Annotated in this window: 18 protein-coding genes; 11 read left to right on the top strand and 7 right to left on the bottom strand. The window is 54.9% G+C overall.

Annotation, left to right across the window (positions count from 1 at the left end; genetic code table 11):
* Positions 1–7 precede the first annotated feature (7 nt).
* Positions 8–910, top strand: a complete 903-nt coding sequence (locus Q8W22_RS04260) for a hypothetical protein (protein WP_305451695.1) — start codon at positions 8–10, stop codon at positions 908–910.
* Entirely contained in the window at positions 907–2814 is a 1908-nt protein-coding gene (locus tag Q8W22_RS04255; RefSeq protein ID WP_305451694.1) for a response regulator, read from the top strand. Before Q8W22_RS04260 ends, Q8W22_RS04255 begins: the two co-directional genes overlap by 4 nt.
* Positions 2815–2843: 29 nt before the next feature.
* Here Q8W22_RS04255 and Q8W22_RS04250 read toward each other — a convergent pair whose 3' ends face one another.
* Positions 2844–3812, bottom strand: a complete 969-nt coding sequence (locus Q8W22_RS04250; RefSeq protein WP_303432129.1) for a class 1 fructose-bisphosphatase — start codon at positions 3810–3812, stop codon at positions 2844–2846.
* A 201-nt stretch (positions 3813–4013) separates the two neighbouring features.
* Between Q8W22_RS04250 and mpl the strand changes: the two genes are divergently transcribed.
* Genes mpl through Q8W22_RS04235 form a run of 3 tightly spaced genes read left to right on the top strand, consistent with a single transcriptional unit; the run spans position 4014 to position 6389 of the window.
* Positions 4014–5384, top strand: coding sequence for a UDP-N-acetylmuramate:L-alanyl-gamma-D-glutamyl-meso-diaminopimelate ligase (gene mpl, locus Q8W22_RS04245; protein ID WP_305451693.1), 1371 nt, complete (start codon positions 4014–4016; stop codon positions 5382–5384).
* Positions 5381–6016: a flavin prenyltransferase UbiX gene (locus Q8W22_RS04240; RefSeq protein ID WP_303432126.1), complete on the top strand. Its 636-nt coding sequence runs from the start codon at positions 5381–5383 to the stop codon at positions 6014–6016. Before mpl ends, Q8W22_RS04240 begins: the two co-directional genes overlap by 4 nt.
* Complete coding sequence (locus tag Q8W22_RS04235) at positions 6009–6389, top strand: hypothetical protein (RefSeq protein WP_303432125.1); 381 nt, start codon at positions 6009–6011, stop codon at positions 6387–6389. Before Q8W22_RS04240 ends, Q8W22_RS04235 begins: the two co-directional genes overlap by 8 nt.
* 182 nt (positions 6390–6571) lie before the next feature.
* Here the strand turns inward: Q8W22_RS04235 and Q8W22_RS04230 are convergent, their stop codons facing one another.
* Entirely contained in the window at positions 6572–7312 is a 741-nt protein-coding gene (locus Q8W22_RS04230; RefSeq protein ID WP_303432123.1) for a glutathione peroxidase, read from the bottom strand.
* Positions 7313–7521: 209 nt separating this feature from the next.
* Here Q8W22_RS04230 and Q8W22_RS04225 point away from each other — a divergent pair, with 209 nt between their 5' ends.
* Together Q8W22_RS04225 and Q8W22_RS04220 are read left to right on the top strand one after the other, a co-directional pair.
* Positions 7522–7899, top strand: coding sequence for a hypothetical protein (locus Q8W22_RS04225; protein WP_303432121.1), 378 nt, complete (start codon positions 7522–7524; stop codon positions 7897–7899).
* 27 nt (positions 7900–7926) lie between these two features.
* Positions 7927–8751 carry a sugar nucleotide-binding protein gene (locus Q8W22_RS04220; RefSeq protein ID WP_303432120.1) on the top strand — a complete coding sequence of 275 codons (825 nt, stop codon included), beginning with the start codon at positions 7927–7929 and terminating at the stop codon, positions 8749–8751.
* 89 nt (positions 8752–8840) lie between these two features.
* On the opposite strand, the gene Q8W22_RS04215 is transcribed toward Q8W22_RS04220, so the two are convergent.
* From Q8W22_RS04215 to leuS, 4 genes are all read right to left on the bottom strand, one after another.
* Positions 8841–9434 carry a hypothetical protein gene (locus tag Q8W22_RS04215; RefSeq protein ID WP_303432118.1) on the bottom strand — a complete coding sequence of 198 codons (594 nt, stop codon included), beginning with the start codon at positions 9432–9434 and terminating at the stop codon, positions 8841–8843.
* A 242-nt stretch (positions 9435–9676) separates the two neighbouring features.
* Positions 9677–10699, bottom strand: a complete 1023-nt coding sequence (holA, locus tag Q8W22_RS04210; protein WP_305451692.1) for a DNA polymerase III subunit delta — start codon at positions 10697–10699, stop codon at positions 9677–9679.
* Complete coding sequence (lptE, locus tag Q8W22_RS04205) at positions 10696–11196, bottom strand: LPS assembly lipoprotein LptE (protein WP_303432114.1); 501 nt, start codon at positions 11194–11196, stop codon at positions 10696–10698. Before lptE ends, holA begins: the two co-directional genes overlap by 4 nt.
* Positions 11197–11210: 14 nt before the next feature.
* On the bottom strand, positions 11211–13790 hold the full coding sequence (leuS, locus tag Q8W22_RS04200; protein WP_305451741.1) for a leucine--tRNA ligase: 2580 nt from the start codon (positions 13788–13790) through the stop codon (positions 11211–11213).
* A 283-nt stretch (positions 13791–14073) separates the two neighbouring features.
* On the opposite strand from leuS, the gene Q8W22_RS04195 reads away from it, so the two are divergent.
* The 4 genes from Q8W22_RS04195 (at position 14074) to Q8W22_RS04180 (ending at position 21770) form a co-directional block, all read left to right on the top strand.
* The gene (locus Q8W22_RS04195) at positions 14074–14715 is read left to right on the top strand and encodes a c-type cytochrome (RefSeq protein WP_303432113.1); all 642 of its coding nucleotides are present in this window, start codon (positions 14074–14076) and stop codon (positions 14713–14715) included.
* Between the two features lie 42 nt (positions 14716–14757).
* Entirely contained in the window at positions 14758–18543 is a 3786-nt protein-coding gene (locus tag Q8W22_RS04190; protein ID WP_305451691.1) for a hydantoinase B/oxoprolinase family protein, read from the top strand.
* A 90-nt stretch (positions 18544–18633) separates the two neighbouring features.
* Complete coding sequence (gene grxD, locus Q8W22_RS04185) at positions 18634–18954, top strand: Grx4 family monothiol glutaredoxin (protein ID WP_303432107.1); 321 nt, start codon at positions 18634–18636, stop codon at positions 18952–18954.
* 221 nt (positions 18955–19175) lie between these two features.
* Entirely contained in the window at positions 19176–21770 is a 2595-nt protein-coding gene (locus Q8W22_RS04180; protein WP_305451690.1) for a LuxR C-terminal-related transcriptional regulator, read from the top strand.
* An 86-nt stretch (positions 21771–21856) separates the two neighbouring features.
* Here Q8W22_RS04180 and Q8W22_RS04175 read toward each other — a convergent pair whose 3' ends face one another.
* Positions 21857–22825, bottom strand: coding sequence for a LysR family transcriptional regulator (locus Q8W22_RS04175; protein WP_303432103.1), 969 nt, complete (start codon positions 22823–22825; stop codon positions 21857–21859).
* Between the last annotated feature and the right edge of the window lie 91 nt (positions 22826–22916).

The raw sequence follows: 22916 nt of genomic DNA, 5'->3' as shown, positions 1-22916 counted from the left end.
TGCTTGCATGGATGCATGGTCTTTCAGGCAATGGCTTAGATTATTGGCTCTCCCCTTGTTGATCGGGCTGAGTGGTACTGCCAATGCATTGGAATTACTGTTTATTACTCACAAGATTGTTGGGTTGGTCAGTGAGTTGGCAGAAAAAACGGCGACCGGTTCGGACGCCCGTTCGACAGTGTTGTTGTTAACGGACCCGGCTATCAATACCGCGGTTGCCAGCGCTGATGTGGTCGTGCTGGTTGGCCCTGTGGCGATACAGCAGGTGGCATCGCTGCCGTTGCCAGACGATATGCCGGTGGTGGCGGCACTGATCACACGTGAAGACAGCATCAATGCCAATTATCTCTCCAGTGCGCTGTATCTGGAACCACCGCTGATGCGTCAGGTAGCGCTCGCACACGAGATTATGGGCCGCAAAGTACCGCTTGGATTACTGGCAAGCAGTCCTGAACGGTTACAGACCTTGTGCTGTTCTCCTCAAGCTCTCCGCGAGCACGGTGTCAGTGCGTATTTTATCAATGACTATCCCAGCATGAATCGCGCCCTGGTCGACCTGTTACAAGATAATCAGGCGCTGGTGGGTATCTATGACCCGGAATTGTTCAGTGCGGCCAATATCAAGAATATCCTTATTACCGCCTACCGCCAGAACCGGCCACTGATTGGGCCATCCAGTGCTTATATTCGTGCCGGAGCATTGGCGACCACTTATAGTGATATTGATGACATCGTGCGCCGTCTGGTGGAGATTATTCAGCAAGGGTTGCGCTCCGGCCACTGGCCTGAGCCGGGTTATAACCCGTATTTCAATGTACGCTACAACGGGCAAGTCGCTCGCTCGCTGAACCTGGTGCTGCCGGATGAACAAGAGATGGTCAGCCGTCTCCGAGACCGGGAACAACCATGATTTCGGTTCGACGCTGGTCGATCCGTCTCAGAATCCTGCTGGTGGCAACCATTCCTGTGGTGCTGGCAGCAATGCTGATTACCAGCTATCACATGGTGCAACGCTGGAAAGAAGTGCAGCGTGAAACCGATAGCCTGTCGAGTATTGCGCTGGATCATTTGGCCGTTGGTGCCGAGTATCCGATTTTTTCGGGTAACTATCAGTTACTGGACCCTGTGGTCGCCGCGGTACTCAAACAGCCATTTATCGTCGTGGTCGAGATACTGGATGTGAATGGCCAGACGCTCTATTTTCAGCAGTCCGAGCGTTATGGCGACATTCCGGCGGATGATATCCGTATTCTGGTTCGGGATATTGTGCCTGAGATGCCCGCTCTGGATGGCTTCGCTGAACTGGATGCCCGGAGAGCAGTGAATCCTGCGCGGATTGGTCAGGTGCGTATGCAGGTGGCCAATACGATCATGAGCCAGCGCCAGCGGGCCATTATGTACCAGTCGCTGTTTACCGGACTGGGCTTTATCCTGATTTCGATACTGGTGGCGGGGGGGATCTCGACAACGATTATCCCGCCGTTGGAGCGGTTGGTTTCTTTTATTGGTCATTTGGCCCGAGGGGAGGTCAAACAACGTCTGGTGGTCGATAGTGGCGCCGAGATCGGTAATCTGCAAAAGAGTGTCAACCAGTTGGCGGCGTCACTGCAACAGGCTCAACAGGCGCATCGTCGCTATACCGCACAGCTGCGCCAGGAACAACACAAAAGCCAGCAAGCCAGTCAGGCCAAAAATGAATTTCTGGCGATGATGAGCCATGAATTACGCACGCCACTGAATGGTGCTGTGGGAATGTTGCAGCTGATTGACCGGAACAACAGCCCGGATGAGTTTGCCGAGTACAAGTCGACGGCCGAGCAGTCACTGACCAATCTGACGCAGCTGTTGGAAGATGTTCTGGTGGTGGTGGATACAGATAAAAACAATTTGCCAGTGGCATTTGCCGAGCATTCCCTGCCTGCAACACTGGATGCCCTGACGCACGAGTTCAGCCTGCAGGCGCTGGAAAAGCGTTTGTCGTTTGTCGTCGAATATGACGACGAGCTGTTACAAAACAAGGTTCAGATAGACCCTTCGTTAGTACGGCAAATCGTGCGACATCTTGTTGATAATGCCATCAAGTTTACCGAGCAAGGGTATGTGGTGGCGCTCCTCTCGATACATCATCAAGCGCTGAAACACTGGTTATGTATTCAGGTGCATGACACTGGTATTGGTATTCCGCCTGACCAGCGTCAGCAGGTGATGGAGGCCTTTTCCCAGATTAACTCATCGTTCAGTCGCCAGCACAGTGGTGCTGGCCTGGGGCTGACGATTTCCCAACATATCTGTCAGATACTGGGTGGCAGTATCCAGATTCAGGATAACGATGGAGGCGGCACCAGGGTGATGGTCAATCTGCCCGTCAAGCCGGTGGCTTCTGCTGAGCCTGAGGATGCTGGCCCGATCAGTACTGCACTCAGCGTTCTGATTGTTGAAGATAATGACATCAACTATCGGGTGGCTAAAAAGATGATTATCAAGGCTTTCCCGGAGACGGAAGTCGTGGTGGCAGAAGACGGGGAAAAATGTCTGCAGCGTGTGGAAGAACAGGATTTTGACCTGATTCTGATGGATTGCCAGATGCCGGTTCTGGATGGTTTTGAGACCACTCGTTGTTTACGGGCCAGGGGAGTGACAACACCGATTGTTGCCTGTACGGCAAATGGCTCGGAAGTGGTATTCCGCCGCTGTATTCGTGTTGGAATGAACGACTATCTGAGCAAGCCGGTTTCATTGGCTGCGATGAAAGCTATCCTGATGAAATGGGGACAACAGCAAACCGACGCAGAGGCCAACACAATCGATGGTTGACCTCTGGTATGACGCAGATCCGGGCAGTGTTACTGGTGATACTGCTCGACGATCGTGACTTCAGCGGCAGAACCCATAACCACCGGGACGCGTTGATGAATACCCTCGGGTTGAATCGACATAATGGCGTCACTGGCAGTGCTGCAGCGGCCACCAGCCTGTTCCATCAGCATGCTCATGGGGTTGGCTTCGTACATCAGACGGAGCTTGCCAGGCTTGCCAGGATCGCGGTTATCAAACGGGTACATGAAAATACCACCGCGGGTCAGGATACGGTGAATCTCCGCCACCATGGCCGCCACCCAACGCATGTTGTAACGCTTGCCCAGTGGGCCGGTTTCACCTTTCAGCAGGTCATCAACATATTGCTGCATGGCCGGATCCCAAAAACGCTGGTTCGACATATTGATGGCGAATTCGGCGGTTTCTTCCGGTACCTGGATGTTTTCTTTCATCAGCAGGAACTCTCCCATACGGGTGTCCAGTGTGAATGAATACACGCCATGACCAATCGTCAGCATCATGATGGTGGATGGCCCATACAGTACGTAGCCAGCCGCTACTTGCTGATTGCCGGGTTGCAGATAGGCTGCCTCATCTCCGCCGAGCGTGCCTTCCGGCGCTTTCAGGATAGAGAAGATGGTTCCAACGGTGACATTGATGTCGATGTTGGAGGAGCCATCCAGTGGATCAAACAGCACCAGATAGGAACCGTCGTCGTTGCAGGCAACGGGGTCTGGTTCTTCTTCGCTGGCGATACCTCGAACAGCGGGCACCTCGGCCAGTGAGTCCTTCAGCAGATCGTTGGCAATCACATCCAGTTTTTTCTGGCATTCACCTTGTACGTTTTCTTGCTCGGCGCTGCCAAGGATACCGGCCAGTTCACCGAGGGTGAGCTGGTGGGCGATATCTTTGCAGGTCACCGCTAACTGGTCGATGACATCGATCAGTTCTGCCTGATCGCAGTGCTGCTGTAAAAAAGTCCTCAATCTAAGCATGGGTCGCTAGGCCTCGTTGGTCACATTCTTTCCGTTGCGGCGATACTACCGGAATCAGGTGCCAATTGCAGTGTTGGCGGCTGGTGACGACCTGATTTCGCCTTCTTGTAGCGACAGACAGGTCGATTTATCTGTGCTTGGGTCAGCGAGAGGCAACGGCTACACTAGCGGCCTTTTGTTAGTTTGCAGGGGTAGTTGGCCATGCGTGTTCATATTTTGGGAATTTGTGGCACCTTTATGGGGTCGCTGGCGCAGTTGGCCAAAGCGCTCGGGCATCAGGTGTCGGGCAGCGATCATGGAGTGTATCCGCCGATGAGTGAACAACTGGCGGCAGCGGGTATCGAGCTGATTGAAGGCTTTGATCCTGCGGCGATTCCTGTGGATACCGATCTGGTGATTATTGGTAACGCCATGTCGCGAGGCAATCCATCGGTCGAATATGTGCTGGAACGGGGGCTTCCCTATTGCTCCGGTCCGCAATGGATGAACCAGCACTTGTTGCAAGGGCGCTGGGTCGCCGCAGTTGCGGGCACACATGGCAAAACCTCAACGGCCAGTATGCTGGCCTGGATTCTTGAATGTGCCGGCATGGCTCCGGGATTTCTGATCGGTGGCGTACCCGGGAATTTTCCGGTATCTGCGCGCTTGGGTGACAGTCCGTTTTTTGTGATTGAAGCGGATGAATACGATACCGCCTTTTTTGACAAGCGCTCCAAATTTGTTCACTACCTGCCACGCACTGTGATCATGAACAATCTGGAATTTGACCATGCGGATATCTTTGACAACCTGGCCGCCATCGAACGCCAGTTTCATCATCTGGTACGACTGGTTCCGGCCTCTGGACGGATTATATTACCGCGCTTCGAACCCGCACTGGAGCGGGTGTTGGCGCAAGGCTGCTGGAGTGACGTTGAACGCTTTGGTGAGCCGACTGGCTGGCATGTCCGCAAACAGCGGGAGGATGGCGGTGAGTTCTCGCTGTGGCAGGGTGAGCAGTGTCTGGGTCAGGTTCAATGGACCTTGAACGGTGATCACAATGTGAATAACGCCTGTGCGGCGGTGTTGGCAGCCCGGCATATGGGGGTGCGGCCAGAGCAGGCATTAGAGGCGCTGGCGTCGTTCCGCTTGCCGCGGCGACGGATGGAATGCCTGGCTGATACCGGTCAGGTGAGTGTGTATGACGATTTTGCTCACCATCCGACAGCCATCAAGACCACACTGGCTGGAGCCAGAGCCGCCATGCCTGCTGCTGGTCGTTTGATTGCGGTGCTTGAACCGCGCTCCAATACCATGAAAATGGGGTTGCACAAGGATACCCTGCTGCCTGCGGTGGCTGACGCTGATCTCTCTTTCTGGCTGGAAGCGGAAGGACAGGGATGGAGTTTGGCCGAGCGTTTGCCTGAGTCACAAGGGCAGTGCTTCCATGGTACCGAGGCGTTGTTGGCGCATTTGCAGCAGCACGTGCAGTCGGGTGACCGCGTGGTATTTATGTCCAACGGGGGCTTTTCCGGCTTGCCTGCCCGCTTTGCCCGTTGGCTAACACAACAAGCCGAGAGTACTCCCTCGTGACAGAACGTCGTATCTGTATCGCGGTGACCGGTGCTTCCGGTTCGCCCTACACCTTGCGGTTGATCGAAGTGCTGCTGGCCGCTGATCAGCCGGTAGATCTGATCTTTTCGAAGGCGGCCTTGCTGGTGATGGCAACCGAGACCGAATTACAATTACCGGGCCGGCCTCAAGGACAGGCCCGGGTGTTACAGCAATATTTTCAGGTGGACGAGCAACGTTTGCGCGTCTTTGGCCGTGATGACTGGATGTCCCCCTGGGCCTCTGGCTCTGGCCAGCCGGGCACGCTGGTGATTTGTCCGTGCAGTACCGGTACATTGTCTGCGATTGCGGTGGGTGCCAGTGATAACCTGATTGAGCGGGCGGCTGATGTGGCATTAAAAGAGGGCCGCCAACTGATTCTGGTGCCACGGGAAAGCCCGTACTCAGAGATTCATCTTAATAATATGCTGACCCTGAAACGTATGGGGGCGACGATTTTGCCGGCCAGTCCGGGGTTTTACCATCAGCCACAATCAGTGCAGGATCTGATTGATTTTGTGGTCGCCCGTATTCTTAATCAACTTAATATACCCCAGTCGCTGATGCCGCTGTGGGGAGCAACTTACCAGCCAGGAGAAGTACCCGGTGACTGAAGCCAATAACGAATCAAATCAACAGGCGGTCGAGCCGCCGGACATGACCCGCTGGGCATTAATCGGCTTTGTTGCCGGTGTCATCCTGGCTGTACTGGCGATGGAGTATTACGGTTTTGTCAAACATCCCTCAACGACTGACAGGGCCCGTATCGATGAGTTTGTACTGATGTCTCTGGAGCCGGGTTATGACGTCAAGGTATCGCACAAGGCATCCGGAAAAGAAGCCTTCTGTGTGGATGGCTATTTATTGCTGCGACCCACCAATGGTCATGAAGTGGCCGGTATCCTGGTTGATAGTAAAAACCGGCCGGTTGCGTGCCGGGAGACGCTGGGACACGGGCAGCCAGAGGCTGATAAAGCTGGGGAATAAGCGGGAAAGAGTGCGATAGATAGGCCGATTGTTATCGGCCTTTTGACTGGTCGCAACCATCAAACAGAAGCGGTCAACAGAACCATCAAGCTACAACTAACAACTAATCAAGACAACCAACAAGATACACAATCCACAAGACTGGCTGGTGGCAGCCTTGCGGGTTGTTGATCGCTGTCGGCCTATTTGCCAGACAGGTATTTGATCAGTTCATCCGAACCACCGATGTGCTCACCACCAATGTACACCTGTGGCACGGTTTCGTTGCCAGTAATCGCCCGCAACGACACAATGCTGGCATCGGTGCCCATAACGATCTCTTCGTAATCCATACCGGCCGCTTCCAGTGCACCCTTGGCACGGGCACAGAAAGAACAGCCCGGTTTGGTGAAGAGTGCTACCGATTTGGGTTTTGCCGCATCGGCATTGATATAGTCAAGCATGGTATCCGCATCGGACACTTCAAACGGGTCGCCTGGCTTTTGTGGTTCAATAAACATTTTTTCGATGATGCCGTTTTTCACCAGCATGCTGTAACGCCAGCTGCGTTTGCCAAAGCCGATGTCATTCTTGTCGACCAGCATCCCCATACCTGAGGTGAACTCACCGTTACCATCGGCAATCATGCGAATGTTGCCTGCTTCCTGATTGGCAGCCCAGGCATTCATAACAAAGGTATCGTTGACACTGATACAGATGATTTCATCAACACCGTTGGCCTGAAACACGCTGGCCAGTTCATTATAGCGAGGCAAGTGTGTGCTGGAGCAGGTTGGCGTGAAAGCACCGGGTAGTGAAAAAACAACAACGGTACGATCTTTGAAAATATCATCACTGGAGATTTGTACCCAGTCATCGCCGACACGGGCGGGCCAGCTGACGGATGGTACTGGCTGGCCTTCTTTGTTGATCAATGTAGTCATGGTTGCTCCTTGAGCTGGATGTTCACAAGCGGATAATGTCTGTCTGGATCATGTTTAGCACTGTCTGGTCAGTATGGTATGTTCTTTTTGGTTATAAAAGTTCATTGGTTTGTTTTTTCATGATCCAGATGCGCTATCTGCTTTCATCGCTTTTCGCGTATCACTTTGACGTATGATAGCGGCTTGGCCGTCATGTTATGGTGAACCGTATGTTGATAGAAACCAGTTCGGATCTGATTGTCTCGAGTCATGTTACTCAGCTGGCGAATGGTACCTGTGTGGATGCCGCGACCCTGTTAAATGGTTGTGTTCTGACCATCAGTTGTGATGGGTTGGCTTTATATCGCCATCTGGATGCCCTGCAAGATCCTTTGGGGAATGGCCTGATCCGTAGCGTGGCCCTGACAGCAGAGGCGTGTCTGCCTGATTGCTCGCCCCTGATTCTGGAATACCGGGCGGGTTATGTCGGTCTGGAGGGCGGGTTTGTGCTGCTGATCGGGTTGAATGATGTGCGCCTGTTTGCTTGCAAACAGGATGCTTTGAGTAATACAAATGAATTGCAGCGACTGTCGTTGCAATACCAGTAATAACGCAATGGGCGGGGAGTCACAGGTTTGTCGGTAAATCCTTTTTACAGCTATGTGATTGGTGCAGACCGCTCGATTGGTCAGTGTCTGACCAGGGCGCTGGCAGCAGAAAACTATGTTTACAAGGGCCTGGCGATTGAACGGCAGGAGCGCCTGTCGGTGCAGTCGACTGGCCAGCCGTTTTTTGTGCTGGTGCCGTCGCTGTATCATCCCGGTGATCTGAGCGAGGTGCTGGCCTGGGTCGATCTGGCAGACAAGCATGATGCGCCGGTGGTGCTGGTATCGTCACTGGCATTGTTTGCCGCCGACGATTCGCATCGGTTTTCAGAGTCAGACGAGCAGTACAGTTCGTCTGAGTTGGGTATGCTCCTGCAAGAAGTGGAGCAACGAATCCGCCAATGTCGCCGACACTTGATCTTACGGGTGGGCCAGACGTTTTCGGTACAGGCCGGGGACTTTGCTCATGCCTTGCTGACCCGTATCCGCGACAGTGGTCAGATTGAAGTTGATGATCAGCGTACCTTCAGCCCGACACCGGATGATGATATTGCCAGTGTATTACTGGCGATGCTGAAGCAAGCGGACTGTAGCGATGAGTTGTGGGGGACGTACCATTTTTGTGGTGTCGAGCCGGTGACATCCTACGCCTTTGCCGAAGCCCTGCTGGCTGAAGCCGGGCAGTTTGAAGACTTGTCTTGTGCTCGCTTGATAGAACACAGCGATGGAATATCGCCCGCTATCTGGACTCCAAACGGCGATGTTGCACGACTGTTCCACACCTTCGGGATCAAGCGCAAGCCATGGCGAACCGGGTTGGGGCGTCTGGTACGGCGTTATTATCGGGCAGCATGATATATCGCAGGAATGCGGTGGCTGTCAGACATAAAAAAACAGGCCAGTGGGCCTGTTTTTTTATGTCTCCTGACTCAATCACATCAGACTTATGACAGATTCAGGGCACTGGATTCCTGATACAGCGTCATCAGCTTGTCGGTGATAACCGTGCGGATACTTTCGCGATCGAGAGATGACAGGGATTGTAATTCATTCAGCCGCAGGCGGTGCAGATGGAGACAAGGCAGCTGATCGTTAAACTCGCGCAGATCGCCTTTCATCAGTACTGGCAAGAACGGATCTTCGCTATTGGAACGCCGCAGAATCTGTCGAATGCCTTCCTGGAAAGGAATAGGGACTGAGCGTACGTTTTTATCCCGGTGAGAAATAATCAGATACAAACCACTTTTGCCAATCAGGTTGCCGGGAATCACGTGCAAGCCGGTGGATTGTACCGCGGTTGGATTCAGGTGGTTAAACGTATCGTGGAATGCATAAGGATCCGGCAGGATCACCAGCTGGCGATGCGCTTCTTCAGGGAAGAAGACATTGTAGTTGGTATAAAGCTGACGCACGGAAGAAGAGAACACACAGAAGTGGTTCTCGAACTGTTTGACAAAATTGACGGCCCGCTTGTGCTGGTGGATTTTTTGAAGATCCCACACCAGGTCCGCGTTACGTTGTTGTTTCACAGAATTCATCCTGTATACCTTACGAGTAATATGCAGTTTAACGTATGGGCCCAACGTTACTAGATTTTTCGGTAACGGGGCAGACTAATATGCCGCATTTTGTATTTTGTGGACAAAAATTGTCAGTGATCAAGCCAGAGTGAGCATTTGTCGACGGCCTTTATTTCTGACAACGTCTTGTCAACTCCCAACGAACATCAGTATGGCAGCTTGAATAGCGGGAAACTGTGCGTTGGTCGGAGGGTGTGCTGTTAACTCTGTCCCAAACGGGGAGGACAAAATAGTTGGGTCGAAGTGACCAAAAGTGTCAGTTCACTCATCAGCAACCAGGCATTGCCCCCCTGGCCTTTGGCAGCAGCATCCACTTTGGCGGCGATGATCAGTGCTTGCTGTAGCTCTTGCCGCGTCAGTCGGGTGAGTGCTGTCTTGTAGCTGCCCTGTTGCCGTGGCCAGACCCGTGCTTGCTTGAACGCTTCTGCCAGGGCTTGGCCGGTCTTGCCAGAGAGGGTGAGCAACTGGCGAATTTTATGGGTCAAGGCTCCGAGAATGGAGAGCACTTCAACCCCCTCGGCGCGCAAATGCGACAGAATCCGGCTGGCATCCTGGACACTGCCATCAAGGCAGGCATCAGCAAAGCCAAACGCCGTGAAGCGGGCATTGTCTCCCAGTGCGTCCAGCAACAAGTCTTCTGTGATACGGCTCGCACCACTCATGCGCAGCTTTTCTATCTCTTGTACCGCAGCCAGCAGGTTGCCTTCGGTCTGGTGGGCCAGCAATGCGATCGCGGTCGGGTCGGCCTGCAAGCCGGCTTGCTGCAGGCGATGGCGTAGCCAGCCAGCGTACTGGTTGCGTTCAATCGGCCAGATTTGCACCAGCGCGCCGTGCTTGTCGACGGCTTTGTGCCAGGCGGTGTTTTGTGACTTGCTGTCGAGACGTGGGCAGATAATCAGCAGCAGGTTGTCAGGATTGGGTCGTTGTAACAAGGCTTTGAGGGTATCGCCCTTATCGCTGGGTTTGCCATTGGGAATCCGGATTTCCAATATTCGGCGACTGGCAAACAACGACATGGCATCGGCTTCATCCCGGAGTTGACTCCAGTCGAACCCGGCTTCTGCATGAAAAAGCTGACGCTCCTCAAAACCTTGCTGCCGGGCGGCGGCGCGAATCTGGTCGCAGGCTTCCATCACCAGCAAGGGTTCGTCACCAGATACCAGATACACCGGTAGCAAGGGCTTGCCCAGATGTGCGAGTAGCTGGTTGCTATGCAGCTTCAAGAGTCGCTCCGAATGTGCTGAAGACGGATCAGCAATAACTCCACCATACGCTCGGTGAGGCGTTCACGAGTGGCGTCTTCTTCCAGATCGGTGGCAATCACCCGGGTGACGTCATTGTCAAACCAGGATTGGGTTGACAGTGTGATGGGGTCGGCAGCATCGGTCGAGGTGACCAGCCGTCCCTGAAGTTCGGCTTCCAGTTGGTATTCCGCCACCTGGCCTTCACTGTTAATCGTCAGGGTGCGGCGACTGATCGTGAAGGATTGGATGTCCAGCACGGCCTGGGCGCTGTCACCATGACTGACCAATAGCCAGCCCTGATTTTCCAATGCCTGTTGCAGGCGCTGGTTAAACAGATTGCTGGCCTGGCTCTGCAACATCAGGACGGTGGTGTCTGCGGGAGGCTGGTAAGCCCCGCGCAGTTGCCAGCCGCAACCACTGACCAGCAAGGTCAGTAGCAACGGCAGGAGGCTGTATGGCCGACGAAAATAGCTCAAGATAGTGTGCCTGTTCAGTTCGCGACGATATTGACCAGCTTGCCGGGTACAACAATCACCTTACGTACCGTTTTGCCTTCCAGCTGCTTCTGGACTGCTTCGTCAGCCATGGCCTGAGCCTGCAATTCATCCTTGCCGATTGTGGCACTGACATCCAGTTTGGCGCGTAACTTACCGTTTACCTGCACAACGACCTGAATGGTATCGGCAACCAGTGCGGATTCATCAACCACTGGCCAGCTGGCATCAATCACCAGTCCTTCGTTGCCGAAGGCAACCCAGAGTGCCTGGGTAATATGCGGCGCCATCGGGCTGAGCATACGAATCACTGCGTCCATGGCTTCGGCAGCCACAGCACGGCTGGACTCAACCGCAAGGTCGAGTTTGGTCAGGGTCTTCATCAACTCCATGATGGCCGCAATGCCAGTATTGAAGTTGTAACGGCGACCAATGTCATCGGACACCTTGGCAATGGTTTCGTGCAGCTTGCGACGAGCGTCCTTGTCGGACTTGCTCAAGGTAACGGCTGCCACTTCGACCGGGTCGAGCTGTTGCAGCTCGTAGGCCAGACGCCATACCCGCTGAAGGAATTTCTGGGAACCCTGGACGCCGGAGTCTGACCATTCCAGTGTTTGCTCCGGGGGCGCTGCAAACATGGTATAGAGGCGGACGGTATCGGCACCGTATTGGTTGATGGCTTCTTGTGGGTCGACGCCGTTGTTTTTGGACTTGGACATCTTGCTCATGCCGGAATGTTGTAATTCCAGCCCGTCGGCGGTGCGTTTGGCGGCGATCATGCGGCCTTTTTCATCACGCTCAACGGTGACTTCCAGCGGATTGACCCATTCCTTGCCGCCATTGGGGTTGGTGTAGTAATAGGCGTCCGCCAGAACCATGCCCTGGCAGAGCAGGCTTTTGAAAGGCTCATCGCTATCAACCAGGCCGGCATCACGCAGCAGTTTGTGGAAGAAGCGGGCGTACAACAAATGCAAAATGGCATGTTCGATACCACCGACGTATTGGTCTACCGGTAACCAGTAGTTGGCTTCGGTCGGGTCAAGCATCTGGTCGGCCTTGGGCGAGCAGTAGCGGGCGTAGTACCAGGACGACTCCATAAAGGTGTCGAAGGTATCGGTTTCACGGAAAGCAGGAGCACCGTTGAACTCGATGTTTTCGAATGCCGGATTATTCTTGATGGGAGAGTTCACACCATCCATCACCACATCGGTAGGCAGGATCACGGGCAACATGGAAGCCGGTGCTGGCACTGATTCGCCGTTTTCGGTACGGATGATCGGAATGGGCGAACCCCAATAACGCTGGCGGCTGACACCCCAGTCACGCAGGCGATAATTGGTGGTGACTGTGCCTTTGCCAAGCTCGGCCAGTTTGGCGGCGATGGCATCGAACGCCTGTTCGAAGTTGAGGCCATCAAATTCACCGGAATTGATCAGGGTGCCTTTTTCGGTATAGGCAGCCTGACTGAGGTCGATTGCATCGCCCTCGTTGGCGGCAATCACCTGTTTGATATCAATGCCGTATTGGGTGGCAAATTCAAAGTCGCGCTGATCATGGGCAGGAACGGCCATAACCGCGCCGGTGCCAAATTCCATCAGGACAAAGTTGGCGACCCAGATGTCGACCGTTTGGCCGGTCAGGGGATGGATGGCACTGAAACCGGTTTTCAGACCCTGTTTGTCCTTGGTGGCGACGTCGGCTTCGGCGGTACCGGCTTTATTGCAGGCTTCAATAAAGGCTGCCAGCTCCGGATTGTGGGCCGCGGCTTCACGTGCCAACGGATGGCCTGCAGCTACGGCAAGATAACTGACACCCATCAGGGTGTCCGGACGGGTGGTATACACTTCCAGCTCATCGTCCCGGCCTTGCAGACCAAACGTCAGCTGTACGCCACGGGATTTGCCAATCCAGTTGCGTTGCATGGCTTTGACCTGATCCGGCCAGCCATCCAGCTGGTCGAGATCGGCCAACAGTTCTTCTGCGTAGGCGGTGATGCGGATAAACCACTGTGGAATTTCCTTGCGCTCAACCGGGGTGTCACAACGCCAGCAGCAACCGCTGATCACCTGTTCGTTTGCCAGTACGGTCTGGTCGTGAGGGCACCAGTTGACCGCGGATACTTTTTTGTACGCCAGGTCTTTTTCAATTAACTGGGTGAAAAACCATTGTTCCCAGTGGTAGTAATCCGGGTCACAAGTGGCAATTTCACGTTCCCAGTCGTAACCAAAACCCAGCGATTTCAGCTGGTTTTTCATGTAGGCGATATTTTCTTTGGTCCACTTGCCTGGCGCGACCTGGTGTTTGATGGCGGCATTTTCTGCAGGCAGACCAAAGGCGTCCCAACCCATTGGTTGCATCACATTCTTGCCTAGCATGCGCTGGTAGCGGGAGATGACGTCACCGATGGTGTAGTTACGGACATGGCCCATGTGCAGTCGGCCGCTGGGGTAGGGGAACATTGACAGGCAGTAGAATTTTTCTTTGCTGGCATCGGCCACTGCGCGGAATACCTGATTTTCTTGCCACTGTTGCTGGACAGCGGGTTCAATGTCGTGGGGAGCGTAAGTCTCTTGCATCATGTTGGTTTTGACGTCGGGTACGTGATTGGGAAAGTAGGAAAGGGAGTTTAACCGAATGCGCCCGGCGCGAACACCGACTGAACCGCGGAGTCTGTTGATTGGGCCAGAGGACAATGCGTGACAATGTCGCGTTCGACGTATTCTGAACGACCGTGCTCCAATAGGCCTGTTGACTCAGGTCAGTAGCTGTCCGACAAACTGGCAAAACAGCCCATTCAGGGGTTGGAGCAACGCAGCCGGATCGGTATTTTATCGGATCATCACTGGGACTGTTATGGCAATGAAAAATATCATCCAACCTGTACTGTGTTTGCTCCTGTCGTTGGGGCTGTTGTCCGTCTCTGTGCAGGCGGAGACTGTTGACGAATTGTTGGCCGATATGGCTCGTATCCAACAAGACCCGGTAGCACTGAAAGCTGCTATTCAGCAGGGAGAATATCGCGGTACCTTGTGCTTTTCCTGTCACGGCAAGGATGGCAATAGTACCCGGACATATATTCCCAATCTGGCCAGCCAGAATCCGTCTTACCTGTTTACCCAGTTTGAGCACTTCGCCAGCGGCGAGCGCAAGGACTATGTGATGAGCAAGCTGGCCGGGCAGATCAGCGATTCGGATCGGGTCGCGATCGCGCTGTACTTTGCCAATCGCCCGGTTATGGAAAGAGAGGCACCGGTTGCGTCTTCCCCTGAGGGCAAGGCGCTGTTTGAGGCGGTGTGCTATGTCTGTCATGGAAAATCGGGTCATGGTTCCCGTGACTATCCCCGGATTGCAGGCCAGCCTTATGAGTTTCTGGAAACAACCCTGCTGAACTTCAAGAACAAGAATGTGGATCGGAAAACATCGCCAATGATTGGTGTGGTCCAGAATCTGACCGAGCAGCAATTAAAAGACCTGGCAGCGTATGTGACCCATATGCCCTGATTATTAACAGCAGTCCGACTTCGCATAACCGGATGCCGGGTTATGCGAAGATTTTCTCGCCCGCTGGCTGCTCTGCTAGACTGGTCTGCCCGACAGACCAGTGACCTCGCCATGACACATTCTCCCATTGATTCTTCTGCCTTATGTTCCTCTGCCCGTCGTTGGCAATTCTGGGTTGATCGTGGTGGCACCTTTACCGATCTGGTGGCGTTACGCCCGGACGGTCAACTGGTGACGCACAAATTGCTGTCTGAAAATCCGGATCATTATGACGATGCCGCGATTGAAGGCATTCGTCAGTTATTGGCGCTTTATCCAGACCAGGGGCGTCTTATTGGTCAAGTAAAAATGGGTACTACGGTCGCCACCAATGCACTGCTGGAGCGCAAGGGGGCGGCGGTGGCGTTGTTCATCAGTCGTGGCCTGCGCGACCAGTTGCAGATTGGCTATCAAACCCGCCCGGATCTGTTTGCCGTTGCCATCGAACAACCCGAGCCGTTGTATCAGGCGGTGTACGAAGTGCCAGAGCGGATATTGGCCAGTGGTCAGGTTGACTGGCCGCTGGACCTGGACGCTGCCCGTGTGCAACTGCAGGAAGCCAGGGACAACGGTATTCGTGCGGTCGCCGTGGTGCTGATGCACGCTTACAAATACCCGCAGCATGAACTGGCACTGGCGGAACTGGCGCTGGCGCTGGGCTTTGAACAAATCTCCCTATCCCATCAGGTCAGCCCACTGATCAAACTGGTCGCCCGAGGCGAAACCACTCTGGCAAATGCCTATCTGACGCCGGTATTACAGCGTTATCTGATACATGTTGAACAGCAGCTGCAGGCGATTTGCCCGGATGCGACATTGTCATTGATGCAGTCGAATGGTGGCCTGGCAGCGGCGGCCTTGTTATCCGGCAAGGATGCCGTTTTGTCTGGTCCGGCCGGTGGTGTGGTGGGCATGGTACGTACCGCCAGTGCCGATGGATTTGAGCGCCTGCTCGGCTTTGATATGGGTGGCACCTCAACGGATGTCAGCCATTTTGCCGGTGAGCTGGAGCGCGAGACCAGCACCCGTATTGCCGGTGTCGGTTTGCGGGTGCCGATGATGAATATTCATACTGTGGCGGCTGGTGGTGGTTCCATCGTCAAGTTTGCTGACGGTCGGTTACAGGTCGGACCGGAGTCTGCCGGTGCCAATCCGGGGCCGGCTTGTTATCGTAATGGTGGGCCGTTAACCGTCACCGATTGCAATGTTTTGCTGGGGCGTATCCAGCCACAGTATTTTCCCAGTTTGTTTGGGCCGAATCAGGATTTACCCCTGGATGTGGACAGCGTCCGGCAACAGTTTCAACAGTTGGCACTTGAAGTGAGTCAGCAGACCGGGCAAGTGCAGACCGCAGAATCACTGGCGCAGGGTTTTCTGGCCATCGCCGTCGATAATATGGCCAGTGCCGCCAAAAAAATCTCGGTACAGCGCGGCTATGATGTACGGGACTACGCCTTGGTTGCCTTTGGTGGTGCCGGCGCCCAACACGCCTGTCAGGTGGCAGAGGCAATGGGCGTGACACAGGTCTACCTGCACCCGATGGCTGGGGTATTGTCCGCTTATGGTATTGGTGTTGCGGATCAGCGTTGGCTGGGAGAACAGCCGGTCGAAGTGGTACTGGCCGAGATGGACACCGTTCGTGAACGGGTTTGTCAGCAATTGAGCGATCAAGCCCGACAAGCGTTACCGGATTCTGCCGGGGTGACGGATCAGTGGCGTGCTTATCTGCGTTACCAGGGTGCCGATACGCCCTTGTTGGTAACGCTGGCTACGCCAGACAAGATGACCGCCGAATTTACTGCCCGACACCGGCAACTGTTCGGGTTTGCGGCTGCGGATCAGGCCTTGATCTGTGACGCCATTCAGCTGGAACGTATTCAGCCCGGTGAGCCATTACCCCGGTTGCTGCCGACAGCCAGGGCCACTCCCGAGCCATTGGCCACCATCGACATGGTCTTTGCTGATGGTCGGCAGTCGGTCACTGTCTATCCCCGCGCCCGTTTGCCCGATGGCTTTTGTGCTGCCGGGCCACTGCTCTTGACCGACAGTAACAGCACGTTGATCGTTGAGCCGGGCTGGGTGTGCAAGATGATCGCCAGCGGTGCACTGGTACTGGAAAAGATGCCGGATACCGTGCAGAAACAGGCGCTCCTATCCGTGCCGCTATCGGATATGGCACTGCCTGACCCGGAACCATCCAGGGCGGATCCGGTACAACTGGAAGTCTTTAATAACCTGTTTATGGCCGCCGCAGAGCAGATGGGGCTGGTGCTGGAAAAAACCGCCAGCAGCGTCAATATCAAGGAACGGCTGGATTTCTCCTGCGCCATCTTTGACCGTCATGCTGAACTGATCGCCAATGCGCCTCATATTCCGGTGCACCTTGGCTCCATGAGTGACAGCGTGCTGGCCGTCGTCCGTCGCCACCCGGAAATGGAAGCGGGGGATGCCTTCGTGCTGAATTCGCCCTATGAAGGAGGCACACATCTACCAGATATCACCGTCGTCAAACCGGTTTTTATTGACGGTAACCGTTCCGGAATGGCGGATTTTTTTGTGGCGGCTCGTGGTCATCATGCTGATATTGGTGGCATAACCCCAGGATCGATGCCCGCCAATAGCCAGCATATTGAGGAAGAAGGTGTACTGATCGATAACCTGTTGCTGATGCGACACGGAGTATTGCAGACGGATTCAATGCTGGATGTGCTGACGAACGGCCGTTACCCGGCGCGTAACCCAGCGCAGAATATGGCCGACCTGAAGGCCCAGCTGGCGGCTTGTGAAACCGGTGCCCGAGAGCTGGCGCGTCTTTGTCAGCGTTATGGTCGGGAACGGGTACATCAATACATGGGCCATGTGCTCGACAACGCCGAAGATACTCTGAGAGCGTGTTTGGCCCAGCTGCCATCGGGGCAGTTCGAGCAGCAGATGGATGATGGCACCCGCTTTGCAGTAACGATCAAGGTTGATCAGCAGGCGCGCAGTGCCCTGATTGACTTTACCGGCACCGGTTATCGGCCGGACCAGGCCATGCATCCGGGCAACTTTAACGCGCCCACATCCGTGGTCCGAGCTGCCGTGTTGTATGTATTCCGGGTGCTGGTGGCTCGGCCGATTCCGCTGAACGCTGGCCTGTTCCGGGCGTTAACCATTCGAGTACCGGAGGCATCGATTATTGCCCCTTGCTATCCGGCGGCAGTGGTCTCCGGCAATGTCGAAACCGCCCAGTATCTGGTTGATACCTTGATGGGCGCACTGCAGCTGATGGCGGCCTGTCAGGGCACCAATAACAATCTGACCTTTGGTAACAAACGTTACCAATATTACGAAACCTTGTGTGGTGGCGCCGGTGGCAGTGCTTCGGGAGACGGTGCCAGCGCTGTGCACAGTCATATGACCAACTCACGGCTGACCGACCCGGAAGTGCTGGAGCAACGTTACCCGGTGGTGCTGGATCACTTTCATTTACGCCGTGGCTCGGGTGGCGCTGGCCAATACCCGGGCGGCATGGGCGTTGAGCGGCATATCCGTTTTCTCGAACCGATGACCGCCAATATTATCAGTGGCCGCCGCCAGGTAGCCCCTTTCGGGATTCAGGGGGGGGATGCCGGTCGTTGCGGAGTCAATCTGGTGATGCGCGGTCGTACCGCCGCCGGAGAACCGCTATCGGTATTGCCTGTTGCCGGTTGTGCCCGACTGGAGTTGCAAGAGAACGATACCTTGGCGATTCATACACCGGGTGGTGGTGGTTACGGTACCGCCACTGTGCCAGTGGCTGGACGCTAAAACCCAAGTGCGGCTGTCGGGATTAGTCAGGATTGTGGTAATCTGGCCGCTGTTTATTCACCTTATTCACCTGATGAGAGATTTGTCACCATGGATATTATGGAAGTCATCAAAGACCAGATCGCAAGCAACGATATTCTGCTGTACATGAAGGGTTCACCCAATCAGCCCATGTGTGGCTTCTCGGCTCGCACAGTGCAGGCCGTGATGGAGTGTGGCCAGAAGTTCGCGTATGTCGATATTCTGTCCAACCCGGAAATTCGCACCAATTTGCCCAAGTATGCCAATTGGCCAACCTTTCCCCAGTTGTGGGTTAAGGGTGAGTTGGTCGGTGGTTGCGATATCATCACCGAGATGTTTGAAAAGGGCGAATTAAAAGCTCTGCTTGACGAAGCAGCGGCAGAGTCCTGATCGTTACGAGTGCGAAGCCGCCCGGCTTCGCACCGGTTGTGCTTGCCGCCATTCGCCATGACGTGCTTGCGTTGTTGCTCGTCTGCATGGCTGTTGCTGTCGCTGGAGAGCGTTGGCCCACGTTATCAAACGTGGCGCGATGGTTTGCATTGCCGTTGACGGCGGTTGCTGTACGTCGACAAAACTCGCCATAATGCTGCAAATGGTCACAGCAGTCCGTTATGTCAGCTTCTGAACACTATTCCGATAACACATCACTTGCACCGTTAGTGGACATTCTTGCGTCTCCGCTGTTACTGGCCCGGCGACGTCCTCCCTTGTCCTTGTCTCCATCTATCAAACGTCTCGATTATGCGCTGGATATGGCGGCACCAGGATTGGTGTGGATTCATGCCCCGGCGGGTTTTGGCAAGACGCAATATCTGCTGGAGTGGTATCAGCGCTGGCAGGGGCAAGGGCTGAATGTCCTCTGGTTCAATTGTGAAGTGACGGATGATGCCGCCTTGTTGCTGCAGGCATTATTGGCCGGTGATGGGTCGGCAGAAGCGATGGCGCTGGCGCGGCGTTGCTGGCCTCTGGAGGAACCTCCGACCTTCGCTGTCGAGCAGTTGGAATCCATTCTGCTCAATTGGTTGGCGCTGATCGACCGGCCGCTGTGCCTGTGTATCGATAACCTGCAGAACCTTGATGACACTGGCTGGCAACTGGTTCAGCTTCTGATCCGGCGGGCTCCTGAGTCTTGTTTCCTTGCATTGGCGACCCGTCGCGCTCCCCGAGGTGCCTGCGCCGTGTTCCAGCACCCATCCATGTTGGCCGTTGGTATGCATCAGCTCAGCTTTACCAGGCAACAGCAACAGCGCTGGCTGGAACAGCATGGGCTGCAGCTGGCTCCGGAGGAACGGGCACTGCTGGATCGCCGGTTGGCCGGTTGGCCGGCAGCGATGAGTATCTGGCTGGCCTGTGTCCGTGCCTATGCCACGCTGGATGTAATGGCCCCAGGCCTGGGGGTTTTTGAGTTGCAGGACTATTGGCTCAGTGACGTGGTCGCCGAGCAGTCGGCAGAGTGCCGTTTGCTGTTACAGCAGCTGTCGGTGCTGGAACAGGGCTGTGAGGATTTGTTGCGGCGATTGAATCATCAGGATGCCAGTGCCGGGATTAAAGAGCTGGTACGGAATGGTTTTTTGCAGCCTCTGGAGCAAAGTGGCTGGGTATCGATTGCGGCACCGTTCCAGCGGCTGGTGGCTGCCACGGTCACGGAAGTGCAGCGTGAACAATGGCATCGACAGGCCTTTTATTGGTACGGCGAGCATCAGCAGCCGGTACGGGCGCTGGAACACGCGCAGAAAACGGCGATGGTGGCAGAGTTGGCGCCGTGGATGGAATCCCAGGCCGAGGCATTGATGGCCAGTCTGGATATTGCCGGTCTGATTGATTGGTGTGAGCTGGCAGGGGAGCAGGTGCTGAATCGGTCGCCACGGCTGATGCAGTTGGCCTGTTGGGCCTGGCTGGTCAGTCACCGCCAGCGCCGGGCCGACGCGATGCTGCGCCAGCTGATCCACCGGCAGTTGCTGAATGAGGCCGACCTGGCGGCGTTGCAAGGGTATCAGGCGCGACTGAAAGGACAGCACAAAAGTGCGATGAACTTGTGTAAAAAAGCGCTGGCCGGGTTGCCGGGCGATCGTTACAGCAGCCGTTTTCTGATGTGCAGTACGTTGACGTATTTGAGTCTGGGTGAGACCGACCTCGACAATGCCCGTGCCTGGAACCGGCAGGCGATGCAACTGGCGCGACAGCATGGCGTCTGGGCACTGGAAGCCCTGGCCATGTTTGATCAGGCGCGTATCGAGCTGCACCGGGGACATCTGGAGTTCAGCCTCGATATCGTCGATGCCAGCATTCAGCTGCTACGGGACAAGCCCGGACGTATCCCGGTTGTGCCGATGGGGCGACTGATGGTCTACCGGGCTTTTTTATTGTGGGTGACTCGTCGCGAAACCGAGACCCTGCCCGAGTTGTTGCAGCAGGGCAGTCGTTATTGTCGCGAAGGTGCGGATGTCATTGTGTGTTATGGCTATGGTTTGCAGGCGATGATGGCCGCCGCTGACGGTGAGTATCACCGGGCTCTGGGTATGCTGGATGAGGTTGAACGGTTGATGCATGGCTGGGGGGTTGAGTCTGATACTTATCTTTGGCTGATTCTGGTAAAGGCGAATGTCTGGATCTCCCAGGGCAAGCACCATCGGGCCCAGGGCTGTCTGGTTGAACTGCTGGATGGGCAGCCGGTAGCGCAGCTGTCACGACCGGATGTGTTTCCGTTATTACCGGATTTTGCTGCCGCGACCCAGGCCAGGTTGTATCTGGTCTGTGGCCGTTTTAATGAGTGTCTGGCGGAAGTGGATGAATGGCTGCGTTGTAACTCCAGCCCAATGATCATGATGTTGATTCAGCTGATTCGTGCCGCGGCGTTACGTGGCCGTAATCAGATTGCTGAAAGTCAGCATATTTTTAATCAGGTCGGGCACCAGTTGCGGCAAGAAGGTATCAGTATGAGCTTCAAGGCCTGGCTGCCAGAGTTGTATGCTCCGGCCAGAGAAACAGAAGCGTCGATTACCGAGCCGGTACGGGTCCAGCTCAGTGATCGGGAGCACGATGTGTTACGCAAGATTGCGGAGGGATTATCGAATCAGGACATTGCTTCGCAGCTGTTTATTTCCTTGCATACCGTCAAGACCCACGCCCGCAAGATCAATATCAAACTGGGGGTGAAAAACCGCACTCAGGCGTTGAATAAGGCGAAGGAACTGCTGCTGCTATAACAGGCAGATGGAGATTCACCCACCGGGCATGATTGCTCTGGTGGGTGATGATTTGTTGAGCGGTGCGGAATAGTTCAGAGCGGAATCTAGTGTTCGGTCACTTTGGGCACTTCACATTCCCTGGAGGCGTGTGGCATGTCCACTTCCCAGGGCGGGTTCGGACGAATGTGATCAATCACGAAGTCAACAAAGCTGCGTACCTTGGCAGACAGATGGCGGTTACTCGGGTACAGGGTATGGATCGGGTTGGCTTCAAACGGATAGTTACAGCAAATGGGTACCAGGTCGCCAGACTGAATGGCCGGTGCTGCAATCAGCACAGGTAGCGGCGTAATACCGCTACCGGACAAGGTCAGGGCATACAGTGAGGCAAAATCGTTGGCCTGTAACTTGGGTTTGACCTGTACCGTCAGCTCTTTGCCTTCCGGGCTGGTCATATTCCATTGCAGCCAGCGTGATGCTGAAATCAGTCGGTGATTGGCGAGGTCATCCGGATGTTTCGGTGTACCGAAGCGTTGCAGATAGTCCGGGCTGGCGCATAACAGCATGCGCACATCGCCGAGATAACGGCCAATCAGGGAAGAGTCTTCCAGCTGCCCGATGCGGAAAGCCACGTCGATGCCTTCCTGTACCAGATCCAGCAGTTGATCAGACAGCACCAGGTCGATGGTGAGCTGGGGATGTTGATCCATAAACTCGGCCACCAGACTGGATAATACCGTTGAGCCAAACAGCACCGGTGCCGTAATACGCAGGGTACCGGTTGGTGTGGTCTGCATCTGGGTAACTGCGATATTGGCCTCTTCGATTTCACTGAGGATACGGGAGCAATGGCCATAATAGGCATTGCCGGTATCCGTCAGGCGCAAGCTGCGGGTGGTACGCTGGATCAGTCGCACACCAAGACGCTCTTCGAGTTGGGTTATTTTGCGGCTGACAGTGGACTTGGGCAGTCCGAGATTTTTAGCGGCACCGGTGAAGCTGCCAGCGTCCACAACATGGACAAAAATCGCCATTTCATTGAGGTCAAATTCTTCGCGCTTGCCAATCTGCATTAGGCTCTCCTGGTATTGGCGGTTGGTCTTCGAACACATAACGTTTGAAGTAGCATTTCGGGCCTTACCGTGCCACAAAGCCTGGAACAAT

The organism is Oceanobacter sp. 1_MG-2023, from assembly GCF_030689025.1.
Lineage (GTDB): Bacteria > Pseudomonadota > Gammaproteobacteria > Pseudomonadales > Oceanobacteraceae > Oceanobacter.
This window is presented reverse-complemented; position numbering and strand designations above follow the sequence as displayed.

Bases quoted from the DNA above. Each gene is read 5' to 3' on its own strand.
- Q8W22_RS04190 (WP_305451691.1), top strand. From the start codon at position 14,758: ATGCGAAGATTTTCTCGCCCGCTGGCTGCTCTGCTAGACTGGTCTGCC.
- Q8W22_RS04195 (WP_303432113.1), top strand. From the start codon at position 14,074: ATGAAAAATATCATCCAACCTGTACTGTGTTTGCTCCTGTCGTTGGGG.
- Q8W22_RS04260 (WP_305451695.1), top strand. From the start codon at position 8: ATGGATGCATGGTCTTTCAGGCAATGGCTTAGATTATTGGCTCTCCCC.
- Q8W22_RS04230 (WP_303432123.1), bottom strand. From the start codon at position 7,312: ATGACTACATTGATCAACAAAGAAGGCCAGCCAGTACCATCCGTCAGC.
- mpl (WP_305451693.1), top strand. From the start codon at position 4,014: ATGCGTGTTCATATTTTGGGAATTTGTGGCACCTTTATGGGGTCGCTG.
- grxD (WP_303432107.1), top strand. From the start codon at position 18,634: ATGGATATTATGGAAGTCATCAAAGACCAGATCGCAAGCAACGATATT.
- Q8W22_RS04180 (WP_305451690.1), top strand. From the start codon at position 19,176: ATGTCAGCTTCTGAACACTATTCCGATAACACATCACTTGCACCGTTA.
- Q8W22_RS04215 (WP_303432118.1), bottom strand. From the start codon at position 9,434: ATGAATTCTGTGAAACAACAACGTAACGCGGACCTGGTGTGGGATCTT.
- Q8W22_RS04250 (WP_303432129.1), bottom strand. From the start codon at position 3,812: ATGCTTAGATTGAGGACTTTTTTACAGCAGCACTGCGATCAGGCAGAA.
- Q8W22_RS04225 (WP_303432121.1), top strand. From the start codon at position 7,522: ATGTTGATAGAAACCAGTTCGGATCTGATTGTCTCGAGTCATGTTACT.
- Q8W22_RS04255 (WP_305451694.1), top strand. From the start codon at position 907: ATGATTTCGGTTCGACGCTGGTCGATCCGTCTCAGAATCCTGCTGGTG.
- leuS (WP_305451741.1), bottom strand. From the start codon at position 13,790: ATGCAAGAGACTTACGCTCCCCACGACATTGAACCCGCTGTCCAGCAA.
- Q8W22_RS04175 (WP_303432103.1), bottom strand. From the start codon at position 22,825: ATGCAGATTGGCAAGCGCGAAGAATTTGACCTCAATGAAATGGCGATT.